Origin of the sequence: Pedobacter chitinilyticus, from assembly GCF_003313385.1 — a bacterium.
Classification (GTDB): Bacteria; Bacteroidota; Bacteroidia; order Sphingobacteriales; family Sphingobacteriaceae; genus Pedobacter; species Pedobacter chitinilyticus.
In genome coordinates this window covers 254,123-278,672 of sequence record NZ_QMHN01000002.1, presented here as the reverse complement: position 1 = coordinate 278,672, position 24,550 = coordinate 254,123, and the positions used below count along the sequence as shown (strand labels likewise).

The window sequence follows — 24,550 nt, the reverse complement described above, 5'->3', positions numbered from 1 at the left end:
ATGCAAAAAAATACGGAAACTAAAATAAAATCTGTGTATCTGTGGCTCAAATTACAAATTAAACCCATAAGAAAACTTAAATCCTTTTTTAATCAATTCATCTCTATCGTAGGCATAACCATAGTGGATCCTGAAATTCAACCGTTTTATGCCAAAATAAAACTCGTTATAGTTTCTCTTCTCTGGAGAAGATAAGTAGGCTCCACCAATAATCTCTTCTAGTTTTAATTGTTTTAGCAAAGGTATTTTACTAAGAAAAAATGAACCAAAATTGTGTTGAAAGTGGGCTTCGAAATACTGCTTAGTGGTATTAAAAATATAGAAATCCAAAAATTGGAAGTTCCGTTCGTCAGGATCAAATACCATAGATTGATTGGCCCTAAAGTGTTTCCAGTCGGGATAGTTTAAGCTTTTTGAGGTTAAGAATTTTCCTGCACCCAAAAGGATGGAAGATTTGCCCAACATACCGAAATGTAGTTTCTTCTGATAAACCTCTACCGAAATGAAATCGTAATCAACACTAGAACCAAATACGCCTCTGATTCCTCGTTTATAATTGAATTCGACACGTGGATAATCACTTTCCATATAAAAACGACCATCGGGACGCGTAATATATTTTTGGGCTACAGTATAAGCCAAAGTGCCACTCACCACTAATGCTTTATGCTCTGGAAAGAGCAAATTATTCTCGTCTTCGGGAGTAAATGGATTATTGGACGTAAATCGGGTGCTACTACGTAAGCTTTTGAAATTGCTGTTTGAAAGCGCAATGCGTTTGGCATAGTCTACGCTTAATTTAAGCTCAAAGCTTGGCGCAAATTCCCTAGACGCCTCTACATTGAAAAATCTCCGCTCGTAAAATTTAGCGACGTTTTTTCCGAAGAACAGCGCATTGATGCTATTACGAAGTAGGTTAGTTTGCTCTAGTGAATTTAAATTAGCCACTTCTGAACCAAAACCAACAGATATCGTGGCATTTCTAATAGGGTCGTATAAATATTTAGCTTTGATATTGGCGTTAAAACGTTCGTTGGCAAATCCATACCGAGCTTCGGGCCTAATCGAATAGAACCGACCGTCGTCAAATCCCTGTCGTAAGTTTACTGCATACTTTAAGGCTAAACCCTCAATCGTGGTGTAAAATACGCTGGTGGCTAAAGGGTCGTAGGTAATGCTTTTTTTATTGTAACTGCGGTAATAAACGTAAGGCGTTACTAATATTTGTGCCATATTGAAACGGTTTTTGATGCGGTCAACCGAGTCGAGGTATTTTTGTGAAGCCTTTAAGGCACTGATGCTGTCTTTGCGTACATAATTGTTATGTTCTTCAAGTGTAAGCGGTACCGAACGGTGTTTCTCCCAATAGAGCGGGTCTTTTTGATTGGAACTCCTTTCTACCCTTAAAATTTCCTTAGTGAAAAAGTTTTTATTGAAATGAGGTTGGATGTTATAGTTTTTATAAACCCCCATTACATAACCTGTAAACTTAAAACCCAATATTTTTCCAGCAATACTAAATTGTATAGATTGGGGGACATAAACGTCGCCGATCTCTACCAACTGCTGTTTTACTGTAAGCGTATCTATTAGCTCAATGCCGTTTTCTTTCGTTACAAATAAATTCACAGCATTGATTCGCCAACTGTCTTTCACAATATAAATAACCCCCGAAAAAACAGGCAGACTACCACGTTTAGGGATGACCTGTATTTTACTAATGGTTTTACCATTCTCCTCACTATTGCCTAAAAACTTGTATTTGTAATACGAAAATGCATTGTCGGCCACTGGCGACACAAAACCTCTTACTGAGAGTTTGTCTTCAAACAATACATTGTTGTAAAAGTTGACGATGAGGTCGGAGGCTTTGTTAAAGCTAAATCCATTATTGTCACCAGCAATTTTAGACGAAATCATTATTTCTTTCACCTTATCTCGCTGCTTAAAATCTAATTTTGATTCGGTTTCCGATAAATAGATGATACCTTGTCGGTTACTGTCTAAATCTAAAATAGTGGCTACATCCCGTCCAAAGAACCTTTTTGGGGCGCTTACCAATTTCTGCATGGCTTTGGTGTAAACTTCCGTAGAAAAAGCATCAATTTCGTTGAGATAAGTTTTTCGCTTGGCGATTACCTTCTTAATCATCTCATTGGCCAAATCTTCTGTTCTTGACTTGATAATCACGTCATTCAACATGAAGATTTTTGGAGCAAGTACAATGTCCAAAATGGTATTTTCTTTCATCACTACGGTAACCCTACGGTCTTCATAACCCACTGCGGTAAATAGCAATTCTACTTTTCCTGCTGGGAGGGTGAGTTTGTATTGTCCGTCGATATTGGAAGAAGTACCTTGCGTGGTATTATCTACATAAACAGACACGAAAGGCACATTTGAACCCTTAATTTCGGTTACTTTTCCAGTGAGTACATAATGCTGTGCCGACACCGCGAAGGCCACAAAATTGAGCAAACATAAAATACAACAGCGGAGGTAGCCTATCATTTAAAAAAAAAGCTCTATTGAGATTCAATTGATAACGTCAATTTAACAAAAAGCTTTTGTTAAATTGACGTTTTGGTCATTAAAAATGTAGTTTGACCTAAAAATTGTAAGAAAACCTAAAGCCTTGGTCAGTTCTCTTGCCGTTATCAAAGGCAAAACCGTAACTGATTCCGAAAACTAAACGTTGTATTCCGAAATAATATTCTGTATAGTTTTTCTTTTCTGGTTGCGTAAGGTAGTTGATGCCCACTACTTCTTCCAGCTTCAATTTTCTCAATAATGGGATTTTGTTGAGGATAAAGCCAGAAAAATTATGTTCTAAATGTGCTTCAAAATAATGTTGGTTGGTACTGTATTGGTAAAAATCCAAGAACCTGAATTTTCTAAGGTTAGGAGGGAAGAACATGGCGTTGTTACCTCTAAAATGCTTAAACTCTGGATAAAATAATTTGTTGCTGTTGAGGAACTTCCCTGCGCCTACCACAAATGAAGTGTAACCAAATAAACCTAAGCCAATGCGTTCCTGGTAAGCTTCAAAAATAATCAAGTCATAATCGGTTTCTCCGCCAAAAATGCCATCAAGTCCTTTTTTATACCTCAAACTCAATCGAGGATATTTTGCTTCGGTATAAATTTTCGCATCTGGACGGGTAATGTATTTTTGTCCTATCGTATAAGTTAAGGTCGCGGTAACCGAAGTCGATTTATAATCAGCGAAAAATGGCGCATCATCATTTGGCTTTAAAGGATTGTTCGAGGTAAATTCCCTGTCTTTATAGTCCCTAATTTTGTATAGGGTGCTGTTCGTCAATGCATGGTTGTTAGAGTAATCTACCGATAGCGAGGCTTGCAGACCATTTGCCAATTCTCTCTGCGTACCTATCGTTACAAAATCTCTTTTATAAAACTTAGGATAGTTTCTTTCGAAAAGTAAAGTATTCAGCGTGTTTGATAGCAACGACATTGAACCATAGTTATTCAAATCAGCTATTTCGTTACCAAAACCCAAGCTAATGCTCGCACGTTTGGTAGGGTCGTAATAGTAATAAGCGTTCACATTGGCGGTAAAACGTTTATTGGCAAAACCATATCTGGCTTGAGGCCTAATAAAAAGATACTTGTTGTTTTCGTACTGTTTACGATAGGTCACGCCGTATTTAATCGCAAAACCTTCTACGGTATTGTAAAATACCGATTGTAGTAGTGGATCAAAAGTATAATACCGTTTGTGGTACCTGTCATTATGCTGATAACTGGTAACCAGTATTTTGCCTAAAGTAAAGTTGTTATTGGCTTTTTCTACTGAATCGAGATAGGTTTTACTTTGCATTCGCAGGGCGATACTGTCCTTTTTGATATAATCTTTACGTTCTTCTTCGGTAAGTGGAATAGGTCTGTTGTTGGCCCAATAGGCTGAGTCTTTTTTGTTTACCGCTTTCGTGATTTTCAAGATCTCGGGTGTGAAATAACCCTTTTCAAATTTAGGATTGATGTTGTAGTTGCTGTAAAAACTGATGAAATACCCTTGGAATTTGAAGCCAAAAACATTACCGTTAAACTGAAATCTCAAATTGCTTGGCATGTAATATTTATCAATTTTGATGAAATGTTGAGCTATATTTAAGGTATCTATCAAGTTAACCCCAGCATCTTTAGTCAAGTTAAGATCGGTGCCCATTAAGCGCCAAGTATCATCGGCAATGTAAATAATCCCTCTAAAAACAGGGTCGTTTTTACGACGCGGGCTTACCTCAATTTTATTAATGGTCAATCCGTTTTCTTCTGTTTTGCCTAACAACTTGTATTTGTAGTAAAACATTGCATTGTCGGCTATGGGCGAAACAAAACTTCTAGCGCTTAGTCCGCTATTTTCAAGGAGCAGATTTTCGTAGAAGTTGATTCTCATATCAGAAGCTTTGTTAAAACTAAAAGCATTGTTTCGTCCCGATATTTTTGAAGAAATCATTTCCTCCTTTATCCTATCAGGCTTCATGTATGAGAATTTTGATTGAGATTCAGAGAGGTATAAAATGCCATTTCTGTTAGTGTCCAAGTTCAAGGTTTTTTGAATATCCCTCCCGAAAAACTTTTTAGGAGCACCTACTAATTTCTGCATCCCTTTAATGTACACATCGCTACTATAGGCAAAAACCTCTTCTAAATAAGCTTTCCTATTTTTGATGGCATTCCTTACTATTCGATAAGCTGGGTCTTCGCCATTGGCTTTAATGACAACACTATTTAAAGTGAATTGCTCCGTTTGCAAGGTTTGGTTTAAGGTGGTGTTGCTAAAAACATCGATACTTTGCGTAGCAGGTTTAAAACCTACTATGGTAAAAGTTAATGTCACTAAACCCCTATCCACGTTGATGCTGTAGGCGCCCTCTGCATTTGCAGAAACCCCTTTGGTTGTTCCTTTGATAAAAACAGAAACAAATGGGATGGGCTGTCCGTCACTATCGGTTATTTTTCCTTTGACTTCAAATTGTTGTGCCAAAGCCCCTAGTGATAAAGTAACGAAGCTGATAAGGAGTAGAAGTTTTTTGTTTAGGTTCATGCGTTTTTAGTTTTTATTCAAAGACGATGTAATGTTTCTTAAGGTTGCACAACAACCAAAATACTATATTTGTGTTAAATCTATTAAAATAACACCATGTATAAAACCCTACAACCCGTTTTAAAAAAGGAACTTGCTGAAATTGAACAAGCAGGGCTATATAAAAAAGAGAGAATCATTGTAACGCCACAAGGTGCTGATATCAAAGTGAGCACTGGCGATGAGGTGATTAATTTTTGTGCAAATAACTATTTAGGCTTATCATCTCACCCAAAAGTGATTGAAGCAGCTAAAGATGCTATCGATAAATATGGTTACGGAATGTCGTCTGTAAGATTTATTTGCGGTACGCAAGATGTGCATAAAGAGCTAGAAAAAAAGATTTCGGAGTTTTTAGGAACAGAAGACACAATTCTTTATGCGGCTGCTTTTGATGCCAATGGCGGTGTTTTTGAACCTTTGTTAGGCCCTGAAGATGCCATCATTTCTGATGAATTGAACCATGCTTCTATTATTGATGGGGTGCGTTTATGTAAGGCACAACGTTTCCGTTACAAGAACTGCGACATGGAAGATTTGGAAAAGCAGTTAATTGCCGCAAAAGATTGCCGTCATAGAATGATTGTTACCGATGGTGCTTTTTCGATGGATGGTTCTGTAGCCCCTTTAGATAAAATTTGCGACTTGGCAGATAAATACGAAGCCTTGGTGATGATTGATGAATCGCACTGCTCTGGCTTTATTGGTAAAACGGGTAGAGGTACTCATGAACATTTTAATGTAATGGGCCGTATCGACATCATTACGGGGACTCTGGGTAAAGCTTTTGGGGGTGCTTCTGGCGGATTTACTTCTGGTCGTAAGGAAATTGTGGATATGTTACGTCAACGTTCACGTCCGTATTTGTTTTCAAATACTTTGGCGCCTTCTATTGCTGGTGCATCCGTAGCAGTATTAGATATGTTGAGCGAAACCACTACTTTACGTGATAAATTGGAGTATAACACCAAATATTTTAGAGAGAAAATGACCGAGGCAGGTTTCGATATCAAGCCAGGTTTTCATCCTATTGTTCCAGTAATGTTGTACGATGCTAAAGTAGCTCAAGAGTTTGCAGCTAAAATGTTGGAAGAAGGAATTTATGTGATTGGTTTCTTTTATCCAGTAGTGCCGCAAGGTAAGGCACGTATCAGGGTACAGCTTTCTGCCGCGCATGAACAACATCATTTGGATAAAGCCATTGCTGCTTTCACCAAAGTAGGCAAGGAGCTAGGTGTCATTAAAAATTAGATTTAACGAATGAAAATTTTCCTGAAAAGCTTTTGCTTCCTAGTATTATCCATATCGATGATTGCCTGTAAAAAATCAAGCAACCAATCATTAAAAGCCGAAACAAAACTAAATGTAAGTTATGGCAGTAACGCTTTGCAAAATATGGATGTTTATTTGCCAGCTAACAGAAATTCAGAGACCAAAGTGGTAGTATTTGTACACGGCGGTAGCTTTATTGGTGGCGATAAAAGTGAATATACTGCAATAGTAGAAGAATTAGTAAGGAGAAATTTTGCCGTAGTTAATATCAACTATCGTTTGGTAGATGGCAGCGGTTTGCAAACTAATCCTGTAACGCACAAGCAAAGCGCCATATTAATTCAACATCAGGTAGATGATGTAAGTGCGGCCGTTGATTATGCCATTGCCCATGCAGATGAATGGCAAGTGAGTAAAAGCAGAATTGCCATTGCGGGGCACAGTGCTGGGGCAACCTTAGGTTTGCTGTACAGCTACGGTAGCAAAAACACCAATAAAGTAAAAGTGGCAGCAAATTTGGCTGGAGCGTTGGACCAAACCTTTACCGACATTCCTTCTTTTAATTTGCTGCCATCCTATATTTTAGAAATGGGTTATCGATACACAGGATTTGAGGTGAGTGTGGCTAACGAACAACATTATAAAGCCATTAGTCCTTTGTATGTCGCTAATTCAAATCAAAAAATACCGACCTTAACTATTTTCCCTGAAAACAATGCTGTGGGAGATTTGCCAAAACAGGGAAGGACAACTTTCGATGCTTTTACAACGAAATTAAATCAACTTAGTGTGCCTAATAAATTCGTTCAAATTGCGGGGGCCGACCACAATTTCACGAAAACTGGAAACATTCAATTAGTGTTTGTAGAGCTACTGGCTTACCTAAATGCTAATTTGTAATCAATATGTTATGAATTCGGGTTCATTTTATGGCTGCAATAGTCTTTGAACTTTGTTTTTGAACTCACTCTGACAAAAAAATAGGATAAATTCCTGTATATTTGGCGCATGTTACAAGACCAAATAACGCAATACACTAACGAAATCAATGCGTTTTCTACCGCTAATGCTGCAGAGCTAGAACAGTTCAGAATACGTTTTCTGGGAACTAAAGGGATCATCAAAGATTTATTTGATGAATTTAAAGCCGTTTCCCCAGAAGAAAAAAGAACCTTGGGAAAGGTGTTGAATGAGTTTAAGCAATTAGCAGAAGCTAAATTTCAAACGTTAAACGAAACGATTTCAGCATCACAAGACACTTCGGAAAGCAATCAACTTGATTTGACGTTGCCTGGAGAAGGTTTTGAGGTAGGTACGCGTCACCCATTGGCCATTGTACGTAGAGAAATCATCGAAATTTTCAATAAGCTAGGCTTCAGCGTTGCCGAAGGTCCAGAAATTGAAGACGATTGGCATAACTTTTCGGCCCTTAACTTCCCAGAAGAGCATCCTGCAAGAGATATGCAAGATACCTTCTTCATTAAAAAAGGCGGCGAAAATGGAGATATTGCGCTTCGCACCCATACTTCATCGGTACAGGTGAGAATGATGGAAGCAGGTCAGCCGCCATTTAGGGCATTAATGCCTGGTCGTGTTTACCGTAACGAAGCGATTTCAGCCAGAGCGCATTGCTTTTTCCATCAAGTAGAAGGCCTATATGTAGATGAGAAGGTTTCTTTTGCAGATTTGAAGCAAACACTTTTCTATTTTGTACAAGAGCTTTACGGCGAAGGAACCAAAGTGCGTTTCCGTCCATCCTATTTCCCATTCACAGAACCGTCTGCCGAAATGGATATTTCTTGTAGCATTTGCAAAGGCGCAGGCTGCAATATGTGTAAAGGCAGTGGTTGGGTTGAAATTTTAGGCTGTGGTATGGTTGATCCAAATGTATTGGAAAACTGTGGTATCGACAGTAAGAAATACAGCGGTTTTGCTTTTGGGATGGGAATAGAACGTATCGCCAACCTCAAATTCGAAATCAAAGATTTGCGCTTGTTCTCAGAAAACGATGTTCGTTTCTTGAAACAATACCAATCAGCCCTGATATAAAATGAAAAAATTAGCCACTATTGCCATTGTTTTTTTACTATTCGCATCATGCGGGAAAGAAGAAAACTATATTCCAGATTATCCAGTAAATTATAGTATTACCCTTGCCGAGTTTAGCATTAGAGCTACAAACGGAATACTATTGGTACCCAATCAAGGAGTGGCAGGCTTAATGATAGTGAGGATATCTACCAATGATTATGTCGCTTTTGACAGGTGTAGTACTGTTAACCCTGAAAAAGCTTGCGCTGTTACACCAGAAGATGGTGGCGTATTCCTCGCCCTTGACCCATGTTCTGGCGGTAAGTTTTCATTGCTTGATGGTAGTCCGCAAAAAGCACCCGCAAAAAGAGCTTTAAAAAGATATGCTTTGAACATAGCGGGGCAACAAATATTAGTAAGAAATTAATGGAGCCAGAGAAAATAAAAGAAAGTATACTTAGGGCCGCAAAGGAGCTATTTAGAAAATACGGCTATCACAAAACAAGTGTGAACGAAATTGCCAAAAAGGCCCGTATCGCTAAGGCTACCATCTATAAGTATTTCGAAAGTAAGGAGCAAATCCTCGATTTTATTTTGATGGACTATCTAGATGTTAATCTACACGGTATTTTGTCCAACAAGGCACAATTTGCTAGTGAAGAAGAACATTTAAAGGCATTGGTTATGAAAACCTGCCGACTTTCCTTTACGGCTTGTAATGAGTTTATCGGTTGGGATTTCGTTCGTGAAAATGCCAATTCGCAGGAGTTTTTGAAACATCTTTCCGACCAATTGGAGGCTTTGTTGTTATCCGCCTATTTAGAGCTTGATCACTTTAAAAACAACCCAGCTCGTCGTGGTGGACTGGCATTTTTGCTGAAAGCCAGCAAAAGCATTGTGTTCTCGTTTGCCTTTACTTCGGTAAGTGATTCAGATGTCCGCAAGAACTTTGTAACCTTCCAAAAAGAGATATTGCCATATCTGGTAAAAGCTGCTTTGTAAGACTTCTTATTTGATTTGAAAAGCAAACTGCTGCTGCTATTGTAGGATAGTCCCGCTATGCGCTTCAATCTTTTTGTTAACTTTCTTGCTGTCATTCCGAGGAACGAGGAATCTCTTTTGCATTACTTTAACTTCAGATTCTTCGCTACGCTCAGCATGACATAAACAAAAAGTATTTCCGCTACTATCGGGTTTATGAACCAACAAACCTCGTAGGTTTTCGAAACCTACGAGGTTTTATATTGATACTAAGAAAAAGCTAAAGAGCAGCATATAACAAACAGCTCCAGCCAATAATCATCAATAAGCCGCCTAGCGGTGTAATTGGCCCTAAAAATTTAAAGTTCTTTTTAAGGTATTCCGATAGTGATAAAAGATAAATGCTAAAAGAAAAAAGGATGGTGCCAATCGATACCAGATAGAAAGCCCATCTGATAGCACTCAGCTCTAAATTAGCGTTATAACCGAGCACCAACAGAAACAGGGCGCTGTAGATTTGATACCTTACACCAACTTCAAAAGAGGCCAATTTCTCTGCAGATAAAATTTTCTTTAAAGCATGTGCACCGAAAGCACCCAGAATAATCGCTAAAATTCCAAAAGCTGCCCCAACAGCAACAACTAAATGATTGTCCATATAGCAGTAAAGGTAACGAAATAAGAGCTAAAGATAAGTTAAGGGATTGTCTAAAAATATGGATGCGTCATTTCGAGCGAAACGTAGTGTAGCCGAGAAATCTTTGGATTAAGTAATTACACTTAAAAGATTTCTCCATTTCGCTGCGCTCCAGTCGAAATGACGGCGCAATATTTTTATTTTTCTAAAGCTTTTCTCACTTGAGGTGCTATCTTATCGCCAAAAATCTCGATAGATTTCATCATGTGCTCATGTGATGGCGCGCCTACGTCCATGTGTGCCGAAAAGCGAGTTAAGCCAAATAATTCCTGCATTTGTAAGATTTTCTCTGCCGCTTCATTGGCATCTCCAATAATCAAAGCACCATGTTTCGAACGTCCAAAATCAAACTGTCCGCGTTGGAATGGCGGCCATCCTCTTGATTTGCCAATTCTATCCATTTGTGCAGAATAAACAGGGTAATAGTAGTCTGCAGTAGCTTGACTTTCCTCGCCAAAAAACGAATGCATATGTACACCCACTTTAAATTTGCTCATGTCGTGGCCACTATCTTCGTAAGCTTGTTTATAGTACTCAAACAAAGGCTGAAACTGTTTAGGATCGCCACCAATAATGGCAAACATCACAGGTAAGCCTAGTTTCCCAGCACGTACTACAGAGTTTGGAGTGCCACCAACAGCTACCCAAATATTTAAATGGTCATTTACCGCACGAGGTAAAACCTGTTGTTCTTTCAGCTCTGGTCTAAATTTTCCTTTCCATGAAATGGTATCCTGTTGATTGATTTTTACCAAAAGGTTCAACTTCTCCTCAAAAAGTTCATCATAATCAGCAAGGTTGTAGCCAAACAAAGGGAATGATTCGATAAAACTACCACGACCAGCCATTAACTCGGCCCTGCCATTCGAAATTAAATCTACCGTAGCAAAGCTTTGATACAGTTTTACAGGGTCCGACGAACTCAATACCGAAACAGCACTGCCTAACTTGATATTTTTAGTGACGGTAGCTGCAGCTGCGAGGATAATTTCTGGAGTGGATACGGCGTAATCTGGTCGATGATGCTCCCCAATCCCATAAAAGTCCAAACCCACTTGATCCATGAGTTTAATTTCCTCAATAATTTCTTGTAAACGTTGTTGTGCTGGTTGTGCTTGACCGTTGGCGTTAATTTGTAAATCGCCAAACATTCCAATACCTAATTCCATAAATTTCCTTTCTTTGATACAAAGATAACTTCAATATCGGGTCAAAGTTTTTGATGTATGTTAAGAAATGTATGAAGGATTAGATTTTAGGTCTTCGGTTGTATTCAAAAAGATTGCTTCGTCATTCTTCCTTACAAAAATGATAGTAGGAGCGTCATTGCGAGTTTATGAAGCAATCCTAAATCGAATTATCTAAACAAAAAGAATGAAGTTTAAGTTCCGATGTGTTTTTATAAACTTCGATTGACAAAATCAAGCACTTCTTTGTTCTGCCTGGGTTCAAACCAAGTGATTTGTGTGTCTTTTTTAAACCAAGTTAATTGCCTTTTGGCAAATCGGCGGGTATTCTGCTTAATCTTATCAATAGCAGTAGTTAAGTCAATCTTTTCCTCCAAGTAGTCGAAAATTTCGGAATAGCCAACTGTTTTTAACGCATTCAGTTCTTTATAAGCCTCCAAAGATTTTACTTCTTCTAGCAGGCCTTCTTGCATCATCAAATCTACCCGATGGTTAATTTGGTTGTAAAGCTTTTCCCGTTCGGTATTCAAACCTATTTTGATGATGTTAAAAGGACGCTCTTTTTTGTTGGAGGTAAGAAAGGAACTTAATTTTTGTCCTGTTGATAATACCACTTCCAAACCACGAATCATACGCTGCGGATTGCTTTGATCCACTTTTGCAAAATATTCGGGGTCAAGCACTGCCAATTGCTTTCTAATGGATTCAATGCCTTCATCAACAAATTGTTGGTTAAGCTTTTCACGAATGTCAAGGTCAATTTCAGGCATGTCATCCAAACCATTGCAAACGGCATTGATGTATAAGCCAGAACCTCCAACCATCACCAATACATCATGTTTGGCAAATAGTTTCTCCATTAAAGCTAAGGCCTGCACTTCAAAATCACCAGTGCTAAAAAGCTGGTTAATACTATGCGAATTAATGAAATGATGAGGAGCTGCCGCCAATTCTTCTGCGGAAGGTTTGGCAGTTCCAATGCTCATTTCTTTAAAAAACTGTCTTGAATCAGCAGAAATAATTTCAGTTTGAAAATGCTTGGCCAGTTCAATAGCCAGCGAAGTTTTTCCAATTGCCGTTGGCCCAACGATTACGATTAATGTTTTTTGTGCCATGACTTTTACAATTGGATATAGGAAACTTATAACTTACAACTCAGAACTTGTAACGATCTTAATAGTCGTCTTTGTCGTTGCCGTACTCATCGTTACCATAATCCTCTTCACCATCGCCAAATTCATCTTCTTGCTCGTCCTCTTCGTCATCGCTTTCTTCTTCTTGAGCATTGATTCCTCTGCCTCCCATGGCTTCTAATTCATCTGTATCTTCAGGAACGAAATCCATTTCATTTAAGAAATCAAAATCGTTGTCCACTGCGGCGCTACTTGCTACAATGCTATCGATATTGCTTTTGTCGATAATTTTTGGTGCTTCTCCAACACTTTTTACCAAATAAGGATATTCAATTTTAGGGTCGTTATCCAATATAATCTTAATCAGCTCTACGTGGAAATCGTATGGCCTATCAAAATTGTAGATATAATAGAATTTTTGATGTGGGTCTTCAATAAAACTGCTCAACTTCGATTTCTCCATCAAAGTTACACCATTGTCAATTTTACGTTGAGTAGGATGTATGGCAATTTCTTCGCCTTTAATCCAGTTGTCGGTACTTACGTAAAATGACGAAGACTTATCGGCATTGTATCCAGTGCTGCGGTGTATAGCTCTATGTAAATCTTCGAAAGTTTGGTTGCTTTTGATATCAATCTCACGTGTGATATCGTCGTAATCTTCGAAAGAAACTCTAAATCTATAAATGGCCATGTCCTATAATACTGCTTTATTGTGGGGTAAAAATATAAAAAAACTTCGAAGTCAGGAAGTCTGAAAACAGGTTCTCCGATGTATAACGTTAATCGTTAAATGGTGTTTTAGAAATTTCAAATTGTAAATCAAACGTGACTTAAACCTAACTCTTTGGCTTTTTGGAGCATATAGTTAAAAGCCTCTTCGTAGCTATTGGTAATATCGCCCTCTAAAATGGCCTCGCGGATGGCATTTTTTAAAATACCTACTTCCTTGCCTGCAGAAAGTCCGAAAGTTTCCATGATATCATTTCCCGAAATAGGGGGTTGCCAGTTGCGCAACTGGTCCCTCTCCTCTACGTCTTTGAGTTTTTGCTTTACAAGTTCAAAGTTGTTGCGGTATTTTTTGACTTTATACTCGTTTTTAGTGGTGATATCTGCATTGCAAAGCAACATTAAACTCTCTATATCTTCGCCAGCTTCAAACAATAAACGTCTCACTGCCGAGTCGGTCACAATATCCTGAGCCAATACGATAGGACGTAAATGTAATTGTACTAGTTTCTGCACAAATTTCATTTTTTCGTTTAAAGGAAGTTTAAGCTGTGCAAAAATTTGGGGAACCATGCGGGCACCTTTGTCTTCATGTCCGTGGAAAGTCCATCCATGACCTTCCTCAAAACGTTTGGTGGCTGGTTTGGCAATATCATGAAGAATGGCCGCCCAACGTAGCCAAAGATCATCAGTAGTTTGGCAAATGTTATCTAAAACCTCTAAAGTGTGATAAAAGTTGTCTTTATGCGCACGTCCTTTAATTACATCCACTCCGTAAAGCTTGGCCATTTGCGGGAATATGAGCTCTAATAACCCTGTGTCAAATAGGTAGTTGAAGCCAATAGATGGTTTTTTAGAAAGTATGATTTTGTTCAATTCATCGCTTATCCGCTCCTTCGAAACAATTTTTATGCGTTCTTTCTGCGATTGGATGGCATCAACAGCCGTTTGGTCTATTTTAAAGTTAAGTTGGCTAGCAAAGCGGATGGCTCTCATCATTCGCAATGGATCGTCAGAAAAGGTTACCACAGGGTCTAGCGGCGTACGGATGAGTTTGTTTTCTAAGTCTTCTAGTCCATTAAAAGGATCAACTATTTGACCAAAACTCGGTTGATTTAGAGAAATTGCCAAAGCATTAATGGTAAAGTCCCTGCGGAGTTGGTCGTCCTCTAAAGTGCCATCTTCCACAATTGGCTTACGCGAATTTGCTCGGTAACTTTCTTTACGGGCACCTACAAATTCTACTTCCAAATCTGAATGCTTCAGCATGGCCGTACCAAAATTCTTGAAAACCGCTACATTGGTTTTTAGCTTTTGTCCCACTTTTTCAGCAAACGCAATTCCATTGCCCAATACCACTACATCAATATCTTTGGAGGGTCGGTCTAAGTAAAGGTCACGAACAAATCCGCCAATAACGTAGATTTCTGTGTTGGTTTTTTCGGCAGTTTCGGCTAATACTTTAAATATAGGAGCTTCCATCTTGCTTAATGGAAAGTTGGTATCGCCAGTCTGTTGATTGATTTGCATATTGATAGCAAAAGTAAGAAAAACCTTTAAATACTGCGGATGAAGCAATCTCAAAGCGAAAAGTAGCCATCTGATAGTTGGAAGATTACTTTGTGCCTCTCAATAACAAAAACACTATTTCCTGATAAACTCAAATTGTCCGCCAGTACCTAATTTAACAATGGTAGAAGGTTGTTTAGGTGTTCTGTTCTCCTGTTCTAAGTCCACAATGTAATCCACCGCATCTTTAATTTGTTCACTTATTTCGTCGAAAAAGCGGGCGGTAACCTCTCCACTAATATTAGCGGAGGTAGATACAATTGGTTTGCGAAAACGTTGAATCAACTGTTGGCAGAATTCGTGTTTCGGTATCCTGATGCCTACGCTTCCATCGGAATTAATGACATTGCTGGCTAAATTCTTGGCATTGGAAAATACAACCGTTAAAGGTTTTTCGGCATATTCGATTAAGTCATACGCCACCTCTGGCACTTCATTTACATAACTTTGTAGTTTGTTGTCGGTATCTAACAGTACAATTAAGCTTTTTTCAGCAGGTCTGCCTTTGATTTCATTCACCTTTGCAACAGCCTCTTCATTGGTAGCGTCGCAGCCCAATCCCCAAACCGTATCCGTAGGGTAAAGAATTACACCGCCATTTTTAAGTACCTCTAACGCTTTGTTGATTTCTTCTCTCATTGCCATGTAGCAAAGTTAAGCATTACAAATCAAGCTTATCTACCTAATTTATTACATTTTTTACCCCAACATTTGACGTACAGATGTGTTAAGCCTATATAAAACGCAAAAAGTTATCGTTAAATTTATAATGATAAATGGATGTATAACGAAACACACAAATGTTATGAACTCATTAAAAAAATTAGGTGGTTTTTTAGTAGTCGCTGTACTACTATCCGCCTGTACAAGTTTACGCGTTGCGTCAGATTTTGATAAAGACGTGGATTTTAAAAACTACAAAACCTATAACTTTTACGAAAAGGGTTTGGAAAAACTCGAGGTGAATGGCTTAGATAAAAAGCGAATGATGGCTGCCGTGGATACAGAGATGCAGGCCAAAGGCTTTACAAAGACCGCTAATCCAGATTTATTTGTCAACTTGGTGGTAATGAAACGTGAACGTACCGATGTGTACGATAATGGTTTTTATAGCCCATGGGGATGGCGAGGAGGCTGGGGTTGGGGCTGGGGTCCGTATTGGGGCGTTGGAATGCGTTCTTTTGACCGTTACCAAGAAGGATTGTTTATCATCGACTTCTTAGACCCAAAAACTAAAATGCATGTTTGGCACGGTCGAGGCGATGGCTTTAATCTAGATAGTTTTAAAAATAGAGAAGAGAGGATTAACGAAGGGGTGAAAGAAATTTTAGCACAATATCCTCCGCATTCTTCAAATTAGTTATGGGTTACAGGCTGTGAGTTATGAGCTTTTCTCCCGTAACTCCCAACCTGTAACCTTCAACCAAAATTAAACAGCTACGTTGTTTTCTCTCAATGCATCGTTAAGAGAAGTTTTCTTATCTGTAGATTCTTTACGTTTTCCAATAATGATAGCGCATGGCACTTGATATTCGCCAGCAGGGAATTTTTTAGTGTATGAACCAGGGATCACTACTGAACGAGCAGGAACAATCCCTTTGTACTCCACAGGCTCTGGGCCAGTAACGTCAATAATTTTAGTAGAAGCTGTTAACACTACGTTAGCACCTAATACGGCTTCTTTCTCTACACGTACACCTTCCACTACAATAGCTCTTGAACCCAAGAAACAATCGTCTTCGATGATGACAGGAGCAGCTTGTACAGGCTCTAAAACACCACCAATACCTACACCACCACTTAAATGAACACGCTTGCCGATTTGCGCACATGAACCTACTGTAGCCCAAGTATCTACCATCGTACCTTCGTCAACGTAAGCACCAATATTTACATAAGAAGGCATCATGATCACACCTGGAGCCAAGAAAGCACCGTAACGAGCACTTGCCATAGGCACTACACGTACACCTTTTTCTTTATAGTCAGTTTTTAAATCCATTTTATCGTGAAAAACAAAAGGACCAGCTTTAGTTTCTCCCATTTGTTTGATTGGGAAATAAAGGATAACCGCTTTTTTTACCCACTCGTTAATGCCCCAGCCATTTAGAACTGGCTCAGCCACTCTAATTTCACCGCAGTTAAGCTGTTGTATTACAGTTTCAATCGCTTCAGAGTATTCTTTGTATTGTAATAAGCTTCTGTCTTCCCAAGCTTCCTCTATTTGTTTTTTTAGTTCAGCAATCATTGTATTTTAAAAATTTATGCAAAATAAGGCTTTATAAATTAAAAGTTAAAGGTTAAACGTTAAAAGTTAGATTTCGCCAGTCTGATTAGTTCGTCTAATTATTAAATACTAACTACTAACTGTCCAATATTGTTTAATTTTGAAGAATGGGAGAAGCAGAGAAACTACGGGTAGATAAATACCTTTGGGCCATTCGCATTTTTAAAACCAGAAGTTTGGCTACTGACGCCTGTAAAGCTGGACGTGTAAAGCTCAAGGGACAAAACATCAAGCCATCGGCTATTGTGAAAATTGGTGATGTATACCAAATTAGTAAGGGGCTTGAGCGAAAAGTACTTGAGGTGGTTGATTTTTCTTACAACCGTACCGATGCTAAAATTGCGGTAACTAAGTATAAAGATTTAACACCAGTGGAAGAAACCCATGCTTTCAAATCAGTGTTTCATGCACCTACCTTAAAAAGAGATAGAGGAACTGGCCGACCAACGAAAAGAGACCGCCGCGAAACGGATGGTTTATTGGGTAGTTTCTTCGAAGAAGACTAGTTTAAATCATTTTAGGTCGTTTAGCTAAGGTGTTCTTAGGTGTCTAAGGTGGTTAAAAAAATAAATAAACCATCTAAGACATTTTAGTCCATTTAAGCTGGGCATTGCTAAGGTGTTCTTAGGTGGCTAAGGTGGTTAAAAACATCAACCTAATTCTTCTTACCCTTTGCTAAATTCTCAACCACGCAGAAATCCACTAATTCTTTAATCAGGTCCATGGGCAAGGGCTTATCTATTGGAAATTGTACCGTTCCTTTCGAAGTATGATAACCTTTCAGTTGATCTGCAAAAACTTCAATTGCTTTACTTCCAGGATAAAGGCCAATATGACTTTTATAGCCAGCAAAGTGAATAAGGTTTCCATTTAGGGTAAAAGTGGGGATGCCATAACCTATTTTTTGCTTTGCCTCTGGGACCATTTGCTGTAAATCTTCCCTTAACTGCTGTAATATCTTTTGGGTTTCCTCAGGGAAAGATGAGATGTATTCGTCAACGGTGGTGTATTTTTCCATTTTTGATTATTTAGGAAACATTAAGGTATGAAGAAAAATAAAAATGTCTTAATTATTTTAACACCTTAGACACCTTAGCCCATCTAAGTTTAGTTATACGCAACTAAAATGCTCTTAAATGTCTTAGGTGGTAAGAATAAAACATAAAGAAATGAACATGTCCAAAAACTCAATGTTCCTTAATTCCTTAATGGTTCAAAAAACTAAAATGTCTCAGATGATTCAAATTAAATTAACACCTTAGACACCTTAGCGCATCTAAGTTGGTTATATGCAACTAATGTCCTTAAATGCCTATGTGGTAAATAAATAAAACATAAAGAAATGAACATGTCCAAAAACTTAATGTTTCTTAATTCCTTAACGGTTCAAAAAACTAAAATATCTTAGGTGGTTAAAGGAATAAAACATCCTACAACTTCTTCGCTTCATTCCAATACACATCCATTTCCGCCAAGGTCATGTCCTGTAAAGCTTTTCCACTTTCTTTCGCTTTTCCTTCCAGATATTGAAAACGTTTAATGAATTTTTTGTTCGTCTTTTCTAAAGCATTTTCTGGGTTAATGTCAATAAAACGGGCATAGTTGACCAACGAGAAAAGTAAATCACCAAATTCTCCTTCTGCTTTTTCGACGTTTATTTCTTTTCCTTCGGCAATGTTAAATTCATCTTTAAACTCCTGTAGTTCTTCTTCTACCTTTTCCCAAACTTGTTGCTTTTCTTCCCAATCAAAACCAACACCCCTGGCTTTTTCTTGAATGCGACTGGCTTTCACCAAGGCTGGTAGCGAGGTAGGTACGCCAGCCAAAACCGATTTATTACCTTCTTTTAACTTCAGCTTTTCCCAGTTTTGTTTCACTTGCTCTTCTGTGTCAGCCTCTACATCTCCGTAAATATGTGGGTGTCTGCTAATCAACTTATCGCAAACGCCATTAAGCACATCGGTAATGTTAAATTCGTTTTGTTCGTCGGCAATTCTAGCATAAAAAACAAGGTGCATCATTACGTCGCCCAGTTCCTTTTTAATTTCCTGCATATCACCCTCTAAAATGGCATCAGAAAGTTCGTAGGTTTCCTCAATAGTCAAGTGCCTTAAGGTTTCCATGGTCTGTTTTTTATCCCACGGACATTGCGTGCGCAAAGTATCTAATACGTTTAACAATCTTAAAAAGGCCCCATCAGCAGTTGAAGAACTTAAAGGAGGAATGTTAGCAGGCATAGCTTATATAATGTTGAATGTGATTAAAATGGTAGTGAGCGAGAGGGTAACCAGTCCACAAAGAAATAAAACATCGGCCAGTTTTTCCAATTTAACTGAACGATTTTCACTTTTGCTCCTGATGGCCAAAAAAGACAATAAACAGCTGCTCATAAAACACATGACAGCTAAAGCAGCACCCTCATCAATAAAACTCGCTTCGTTAAGTTTGGTGATTTTGGTTGAAGTAAGTACCACAAAGCAGAAACCCAATAAATTAGCCGAAGTACTAAGAATGTGGGTAGATTTTGAAGACTGGTCGCCGTTGTTACTCATCTGCTTCAATTTTCTTCTTTTTAGCAAAAAATGGTGTCCGCTTTTTCTTAACCACTAGTTTCTGTTCTTCTCCCAGTAAAATAGACCAAGCCTGTAAACTATCTACTTTTTGGAAAATAATTTTGAGCATGGCCAAATAAGGCATACAAAGGAACATGCCAGATATTCCCCATAACATTTCACCAATCACAATACCAATAAAGGCAATTAGCGCATTAATTTTAACTTTCGAACCCACAATTAAAGGCATTAAAATATTGCCATCAATAGCATGTACGCCAGCATAGGCCAACAATACAAATAACGCTTTGGTGGCACCCGCCGTGGCGAAGGTAATCAGCACGCTAATAATTAGCGCAACAGAAATTCCCAAGTAGGGGATGATATTAAAAATACCCGCAACCAAACCCAATAAGATGGCATATTTTACATCTAAAATGGAAAGTGTAAGCACCATCAGTATACTCACGATAATCATTTGGATGAATAGACCCGTGATGTATTTTTTGATGATATGCTGTATCTCATTAACGGTTTCAATTACTTTGGTCCTATGGTCTTCTACAAAAACTGAGGTAAGGAATTTATACAGCAAACGTCTGTAGTTGAGCAAAAAAAATGTAAATAGCAAAGTGAAAGCGACAAACAGTAGGCTCGAAGACAGCGTAATGAGCGTGGAGCCAATTACTGTGGCGCTAGTGGCGAGTGCTTTTTCAGCACTGTCGGCTAAATAAGTTTCTTGTTTGCTAATATTTACATGGAATGTTTTCGAAATCCAGTGCTGTATTTCATGAAAAGAATTGGTCACCTGCTTCTCCAGCAAAGGCCAATCGCTCCATAGCTCGCTTAGTTGCATGGCAAAAAAATGGCCAATGCCATATAATACACCCAACATAATGATTACGGTGAGTATGGTAGCTATACTTCGTTTAAAACGCAATTTGGTTTCTAAAAAATTAGCCAAAGGCAGCATTAAAAAAGCCAGCAACAATGCAAATAAAAGCGGCGATAACAGGCTTTTTCCAAGAATAGCCAAGTAGCCCAACATCAAAATGGAAAGTAGAGCGAGGGTAAGCCTAACAATAAATGGTAGTTGTATTTGCATGCGGTTGGTTTAACAGGAATAAATTACAAAAAAATCTACACTTTAGACATTTATTTGTCTAAATGGTTTTACAAGCCCTCAACATTTCTCTTTTTCCAGGCGCTCCAGGTAGTTTTTCAATCTCAAAACCACAACTTTTAACCGCTCTTTTAAGGTTGCCGGTAATGGCGTAGGTTACAAAAATGCCTCCATTTTTCAGAAAACTACAGGCATGGGCAATGATTTCGTCGGTCCATAATTCAGGCTGGTGCCTCACCGAAAATGCATCATAATAAATTACATCAAACTGCTTATTGGCGGTAAAATTTTGTAGCGTGATGTGGCTAATTTCCAAACTGCAATTTTCAGAAACCTTAATCTCATGGTTCAAGGAATCCTCATATTTTGTGATGAACGAATCCCAAATATTTTGCGGCACATATTGCTGATATGCGGTAGAAGCGATTACTTCTTGAGCTAACGGAAAGGCTTCGATGGAACAATATTTAAGCTTTTTATTCAAGTTATCGCAATGCGCATAGCTCAACAAAAAATTCAACCCAGTACCAAAACCCACCTCTAAAACGCTGATTTCGTTGGTGCCTAATTTTTCTAATCCGTGTTTTAAACCAGCCTCAATAAATACGTGTTTGCTTTCCTGCAGTGCACCATGTGCCGAATGGTAATGTTCGCCAATTTCTTCGTTAAACAAAGTATTAGAGCCGTCGGCGGTTTGGGTAAGGATGTTCATGAGGCAAAATTAAACTTAAATTGCCGTATTGCTACACTGTTTATGGTTGGATTTTTGGAAAGGTGCTTCGCTGCTTCTGGCTTCTTTAGTCCCGCTTTACGCTATATCTTTCCGCTTCGCTCCAAGGATGCCGCTGCAATCGGGTTTAAAATACTTAAATCCGTGCAATACACTTGCTTTATAAACCCGATTGCAGCGGAAATACTTTTTGTTTTGTGTCATTCTGAGCGTAGCGAAGAATCTGTTTGATTATGCTGTTTAGAAGGAGATTCCTCGTGCCTCGGAATGACAATAAGAAGGTTGACAAAAAGATTGTAGCGAAAAGCGGGCGTAACAATGAATAGTAATACTGTGGATGCTTTTCTAATAATTAGCAAACTAAGATTATTGTTCTTTTATCCTTGTTCCTTTATCTTTAGCCTATGGATATCGAAAGTTTTAGAGAATACTGCCTGAGTTTACCAGGGACCACCGAAGGCATGAAATGGGAACACCTTTGTTTTATGATTGAAGAGAAAATATTTGTGCTGGTAGATTTGGATAGTCACGGATTTTGTATGAAATGCACTCCTGAGGAGTTTGAAGAATTGGCCGCCAGAGATGGTGTTAAGCAAGCCCCACATTTTGCTAAAAAGCAATGGGTTTTTGTAGATAGTTTAGATGTTTTTGGTGTGCAAGAGCTAAAGCAAAGAATTGAGCGGTCGAGGGAGTTGGTGTTGAGCAAACTGCCTAAGAAAACACAGGCGAAATATAGTTAATGCGATAATTGGCTGATGAGCCAATTGAATAGTATTGTAAAAAAAAGACCATTAGCCAATTCAAAAATTATCGAATTAGCTAATGGTCAAATCATCGAATTAATCGATTACCAAAGTTTAATTCTATCCTCTGGTTTTTTGTAAAGTTTATCACCAGGTTGTACATCAAACGCTTTGTACCAAGCATCCATGTTTACTGGTGCTCCAATGGTTCTGTAAGGACCAGGAGAGTGCGTATCGGTTTTAATCAACTGTGCAGCTGTTTCTGGTAACACATTACCTCTCCAAACTTGTGCCCAAGCTAAGAAGAAACGTTGGTCAGGAGTAAAGCCGTCAATTTTCTCATTGCTTTGACCTTGTTTAGTCATTTTAAAAGCAGTATAAGCAGCATTTAATCCACCTAAGTCACCAATGTTTTCACCCATGGTGAATTTACCATTTACGTGAATGGTATCTAAAACAGTGTATTTGTCAAATTGCTCGCCTAACAATTTTGTTTTGGCGTTAAATTTAGCTCTGTCTTCATCAGTCCACCAGTTTTTCAAATTACCATCTTTGTCATACTGGCTACCAGTATCGTCAAAACCGTGGCTCATTTCGTGACCAATCACCGCACCAATACCACCGTAGTTAATCGCATCATCAGCATCTGGGTGGAAGAAAGGGAATTGTAAAATACCTGCAGGGAATACAATTTCGTTCAATGTTGGGCTGTAGTAAGCATTTACCGTTGGAGGAGTCATGCCAAAACGCTCTCTGTCTACAGGTTTACCTAATTGACCAATGTTCTCAGCGTAAGCCCATTTGCTTGCGTTACGTAAGTTTTGGAAGTAAGTAGTTCTGCTGATCACTAAACCATCGTAGTTTCTCCATTTAGTGGTGTAACCAACTTTTGGTCTGAAAGCGTGAAGTTTAGCCAAAGCTTTTTGCTTGGTTTCATCGCTCATCCATTCTAAACCTTTAATGCGGATCTCGAAAGCTTTGCGAAGATTAGCAATCAATTCGTCCATACGAGCTTTTGCCGCTGGTTTGAAATATTTAGCTACATATAACTGACCTAATAAATCACCTAGTACACCATCAGTTAACGACGACATGCGTTGCCAACGTGGCGTTTGAACTTTTTGTCCAGTTTGCGCTTGTGTAAAGGCAAAATTTGCTTTCACAAAAGGAGAACTTAAACTACCCGCAGAACCTTTTAAAATGTTCCACTCTAAATAAGTTTTCCAATCAGCAACTGGAGTAGAAGTTAATAAGTTGTTTAACGATTTGAAAAATGCTGGTGAGTTCACTAAAACAGTATCTTGACCAGTAACTTTTAATTGCGTTAAAGTGTTAGTCCAATTAATGTTAGGAATGATTTTGTTAAAATCTGCAACCGTCAACTTATTGTAGGTTTTATATGGGTCACGCATTTCTAAACGGCTCATTTGAGCTTCTGCTAACGTTTTTTCAATCGCTAAAACCGTTTTTGCCTTTTGTTGAGCAACAGCTTCGGTATAACCAACAAGGTTAAACAATGTGGTCATGTAGGTTTCATAAGCTTCTCTTATTTTTACGCTACGGCTGTCATCTTTCAAATAATAGTCTCTATCGCCAAGGGTGGTTCCACCCTGTGAAATGTTAACCATGTACTTATTTACATTCTTTCTGTCTTGACCAACACCAAAACCGTAAAGAGCACCACCAAGTCCGTTAGTACGCATGTAGGTAGTAAAGTTCAATACATCTTGAAGCGTGTTAATTTGCTTCACTTTTTCCAAATCGGCTTTAATTGGTGTGTAACCTAATTTTTCAATCGTTACACTGTCCATTGCGGCAGCATAAAAATCGCCAACACGTTTGGTTACTGAGCCTGCAGGAGCAGATTTGTCGGCAGCTGCAGCTTCTACTAGACTTCTTACGGCGTTTACGTTGAAGTCGCGTAGTTCGTTAAAAGAACCCCAACGAGTTTCTTTTGCAGGAACAGGGTTGTGTTTTACCCAAGTACCACTAGCATACTGATAAAAGTCATCTCCTGGCTTCACATTTAAATCCATGTTTGCTGGGTCAATAAACTTTTTGATAGGAGTTTGGGCATTTGCAACACCGACGGTAACTACACCAAGTGCAGCAAAAAAAGTTTTAAACTGATTAATATTCATCTCTTTTGTGATAAGTTAGTAATAAATGCCTTCACCAATTTCTAACTAAATGGTGTAAAAAATAGGACACTCATTAATGTTGTAAATTTAAAGGATGAAAATTAATGAAAATGAAAATGTGATTGATATTGTTAATAGAAATATTACTTATTAAACCAGTAATAAAGTTTTGCCAGCCCTATTTTGCGGAGCAACTCATTAGCAATGTATGATAATCTGAAAGACTTCATGTTGGTATACTTATCTAATACATTTAACATAGTTTAAC

The 24,550-nt window shown here is 38.4% G+C and carries 23 protein-coding genes; 8 read left to right on the top strand and 15 right to left on the bottom strand.

Annotated elements, in window-relative coordinates:
* Positions 1-51: 51 nt before the first annotated feature.
* Positions 52-2,511 carry a DUF5686 and carboxypeptidase regulatory-like domain-containing protein gene (locus DUT70_RS08070; protein ID WP_113646818.1) on the bottom strand — a complete coding sequence of 820 codons (2,460 nt, stop codon included), beginning with the start codon at positions 2,509-2,511 and terminating at the stop codon, positions 52-54.
* A 97-nt stretch (positions 2,512-2,608) separates the two neighbouring features.
* Positions 2,609-5,068, bottom strand: a complete 2,460-nt coding sequence (locus DUT70_RS08065) for a DUF5686 and carboxypeptidase regulatory-like domain-containing protein (RefSeq protein WP_113646817.1) — start codon at positions 5,066-5,068, stop codon at positions 2,609-2,611.
* Positions 5,069-5,164: 96 nt separating this feature from the next.
* Between DUT70_RS08065 and kbl the strand changes: the two genes are divergently transcribed.
* The 5 genes from kbl (at position 5,165) to DUT70_RS08040 (ending at position 9,412) form a co-directional block, all read left to right on the top strand.
* Positions 5,165-6,358, top strand: coding sequence for a glycine C-acetyltransferase (gene kbl / locus DUT70_RS08060; RefSeq protein WP_113646816.1), 1,194 nt, complete (start codon positions 5,165-5,167; stop codon positions 6,356-6,358).
* Positions 6,359-6,367: 9 nt separating this feature from the next.
* Entirely contained in the window at positions 6,368-7,279 is a 912-nt protein-coding gene (locus DUT70_RS08055) for an alpha/beta hydrolase (protein ID WP_113646815.1), read from the top strand.
* A gap of 108 nt (positions 7,280-7,387) precedes the next feature.
* Positions 7,388-8,428, top strand: coding sequence for a phenylalanine--tRNA ligase subunit alpha (gene pheS / locus DUT70_RS08050; protein ID WP_113646814.1), 1,041 nt, complete (start codon positions 7,388-7,390; stop codon positions 8,426-8,428).
* A 1-nt stretch (position 8,429) separates the two neighbouring features.
* The gene (locus tag DUT70_RS08045) at positions 8,430-8,837 is read left to right on the top strand and encodes a Rieske (2Fe-2S) protein (RefSeq protein WP_113646813.1); all 408 of its coding nucleotides are present in this window, start codon (positions 8,430-8,432) and stop codon (positions 8,835-8,837) included.
* Entirely contained in the window at positions 8,837-9,412 is a 576-nt protein-coding gene (locus tag DUT70_RS08040; RefSeq protein WP_113646812.1) for a TetR/AcrR family transcriptional regulator, read from the top strand. Before DUT70_RS08045 ends, DUT70_RS08040 begins: the two co-directional genes overlap by 1 nt.
* Before the next feature lie 259 nt (positions 9,413-9,671).
* Here DUT70_RS08040 and DUT70_RS08035 read toward each other — a convergent pair whose 3' ends face one another.
* The 6 genes from DUT70_RS08035 to DUT70_RS08010 all read right to left on the bottom strand — a co-directional run bounded on the left by DUT70_RS08035 (position 9,672) and on the right by DUT70_RS08010 (position 15,345).
* A complete protein-coding gene (locus DUT70_RS08035) occupies positions 9,672-10,049 on the bottom strand; it encodes a DUF423 domain-containing protein (protein ID WP_113646811.1) in 378 nt (125 codons plus the stop codon).
* A gap of 176 nt (positions 10,050-10,225) precedes the next feature.
* On the bottom strand, positions 10,226-11,257 hold the full coding sequence (locus DUT70_RS08030) for an LLM class flavin-dependent oxidoreductase (RefSeq protein WP_113646810.1): 1,032 nt from the start codon (positions 11,255-11,257) through the stop codon (positions 10,226-10,228).
* A gap of 230 nt (positions 11,258-11,487) precedes the next feature.
* On the bottom strand, positions 11,488-12,390 hold the full coding sequence (gene miaA / locus DUT70_RS08025) for a tRNA (adenosine(37)-N6)-dimethylallyltransferase MiaA (RefSeq protein ID WP_113646809.1): 903 nt from the start codon (positions 12,388-12,390) through the stop codon (positions 11,488-11,490).
* A 58-nt stretch (positions 12,391-12,448) separates the two neighbouring features.
* Positions 12,449-13,102, bottom strand: coding sequence for an IS1096 element passenger TnpR family protein (locus DUT70_RS08020; protein ID WP_113646808.1), 654 nt, complete (start codon positions 13,100-13,102; stop codon positions 12,449-12,451).
* Between the two features lie 128 nt (positions 13,103-13,230).
* Complete coding sequence (locus tag DUT70_RS08015; RefSeq protein ID WP_240432058.1) at positions 13,231-14,667, bottom strand: CCA tRNA nucleotidyltransferase; 1,437 nt, start codon at positions 14,665-14,667, stop codon at positions 13,231-13,233.
* Positions 14,668-14,781: 114 nt separating this feature from the next.
* Positions 14,782-15,345, bottom strand: coding sequence for an L-threonylcarbamoyladenylate synthase (locus DUT70_RS08010; RefSeq protein WP_113647209.1), 564 nt, complete (start codon positions 15,343-15,345; stop codon positions 14,782-14,784).
* A gap of 166 nt (positions 15,346-15,511) precedes the next feature.
* On the opposite strand from DUT70_RS08010, the gene DUT70_RS08005 reads away from it, so the two are divergent.
* Positions 15,512-16,066 (top strand): DUF4136 domain-containing protein, encoded by a 555-nt coding sequence (locus tag DUT70_RS08005; protein ID WP_162926591.1) that lies wholly within the window; start codon positions 15,512-15,514, stop codon positions 16,064-16,066.
* A 69-nt stretch (positions 16,067-16,135) separates the two neighbouring features.
* Here DUT70_RS08005 and DUT70_RS08000 read toward each other — a convergent pair whose 3' ends face one another.
* Positions 16,136-16,954, bottom strand: a complete 819-nt coding sequence (locus DUT70_RS08000) for a 2,3,4,5-tetrahydropyridine-2,6-dicarboxylate N-succinyltransferase (RefSeq protein ID WP_113646806.1) — start codon at positions 16,952-16,954, stop codon at positions 16,136-16,138.
* A 146-nt stretch (positions 16,955-17,100) separates the two neighbouring features.
* On the opposite strand from DUT70_RS08000, the gene DUT70_RS07995 reads away from it, so the two are divergent.
* Positions 17,101-17,499, top strand: a complete 399-nt coding sequence (locus DUT70_RS07995; RefSeq protein ID WP_113646805.1) for an RNA-binding S4 domain-containing protein — start codon at positions 17,101-17,103, stop codon at positions 17,497-17,499.
* Positions 17,500-17,648: 149 nt separating this feature from the next.
* Here DUT70_RS07995 and DUT70_RS07990 read toward each other — a convergent pair whose 3' ends face one another.
* The 5 genes from DUT70_RS07990 to mnmD form a co-directional block, all read right to left on the bottom strand.
* A complete protein-coding gene (locus tag DUT70_RS07990) occupies positions 17,649-18,011 on the bottom strand; it encodes an iron chaperone (RefSeq protein WP_113646804.1) in 363 nt (120 codons plus the stop codon).
* Positions 18,012-18,423: 412 nt separating this feature from the next.
* Positions 18,424-19,230, bottom strand: coding sequence for a nucleoside triphosphate pyrophosphohydrolase (gene mazG / locus DUT70_RS07985; RefSeq protein WP_113646803.1), 807 nt, complete (start codon positions 19,228-19,230; stop codon positions 18,424-18,426).
* Positions 19,231-19,233: 3 nt separating this feature from the next.
* Positions 19,234-19,545 carry a hypothetical protein gene (locus tag DUT70_RS07980; protein WP_113646802.1) on the bottom strand — a complete coding sequence of 104 codons (312 nt, stop codon included), beginning with the start codon at positions 19,543-19,545 and terminating at the stop codon, positions 19,234-19,236.
* Positions 19,538-20,650 carry an AI-2E family transporter gene (locus DUT70_RS07975; RefSeq protein WP_113646801.1) on the bottom strand — a complete coding sequence of 371 codons (1,113 nt, stop codon included), beginning with the start codon at positions 20,648-20,650 and terminating at the stop codon, positions 19,538-19,540. The genes DUT70_RS07980 and DUT70_RS07975 overlap by 8 nt, the downstream gene beginning before the upstream one ends.
* A 58-nt stretch (positions 20,651-20,708) precedes the next feature.
* Positions 20,709-21,380, bottom strand: coding sequence for a tRNA (5-methylaminomethyl-2-thiouridine)(34)-methyltransferase MnmD (mnmD, locus tag DUT70_RS07970; protein WP_113646800.1), 672 nt, complete (start codon positions 21,378-21,380; stop codon positions 20,709-20,711).
* Between the two features lie 422 nt (positions 21,381-21,802).
* Between mnmD and DUT70_RS07965 the strand changes: the two genes are divergently transcribed.
* Entirely contained in the window at positions 21,803-22,138 is a 336-nt protein-coding gene (locus DUT70_RS07965; protein WP_113646799.1) for an MmcQ/YjbR family DNA-binding protein, read from the top strand.
* 107 nt (positions 22,139-22,245) lie between these two features.
* Here the strand turns inward: DUT70_RS07965 and DUT70_RS07960 are convergent, their stop codons facing one another.
* Positions 22,246-24,282: a M13 family metallopeptidase gene (locus DUT70_RS07960; RefSeq protein WP_113646798.1), complete on the bottom strand. Its 2,037-nt coding sequence runs from the start codon at positions 24,280-24,282 to the stop codon at positions 22,246-22,248.
* Between the last annotated feature and the right edge of the window lie 268 nt (positions 24,283-24,550).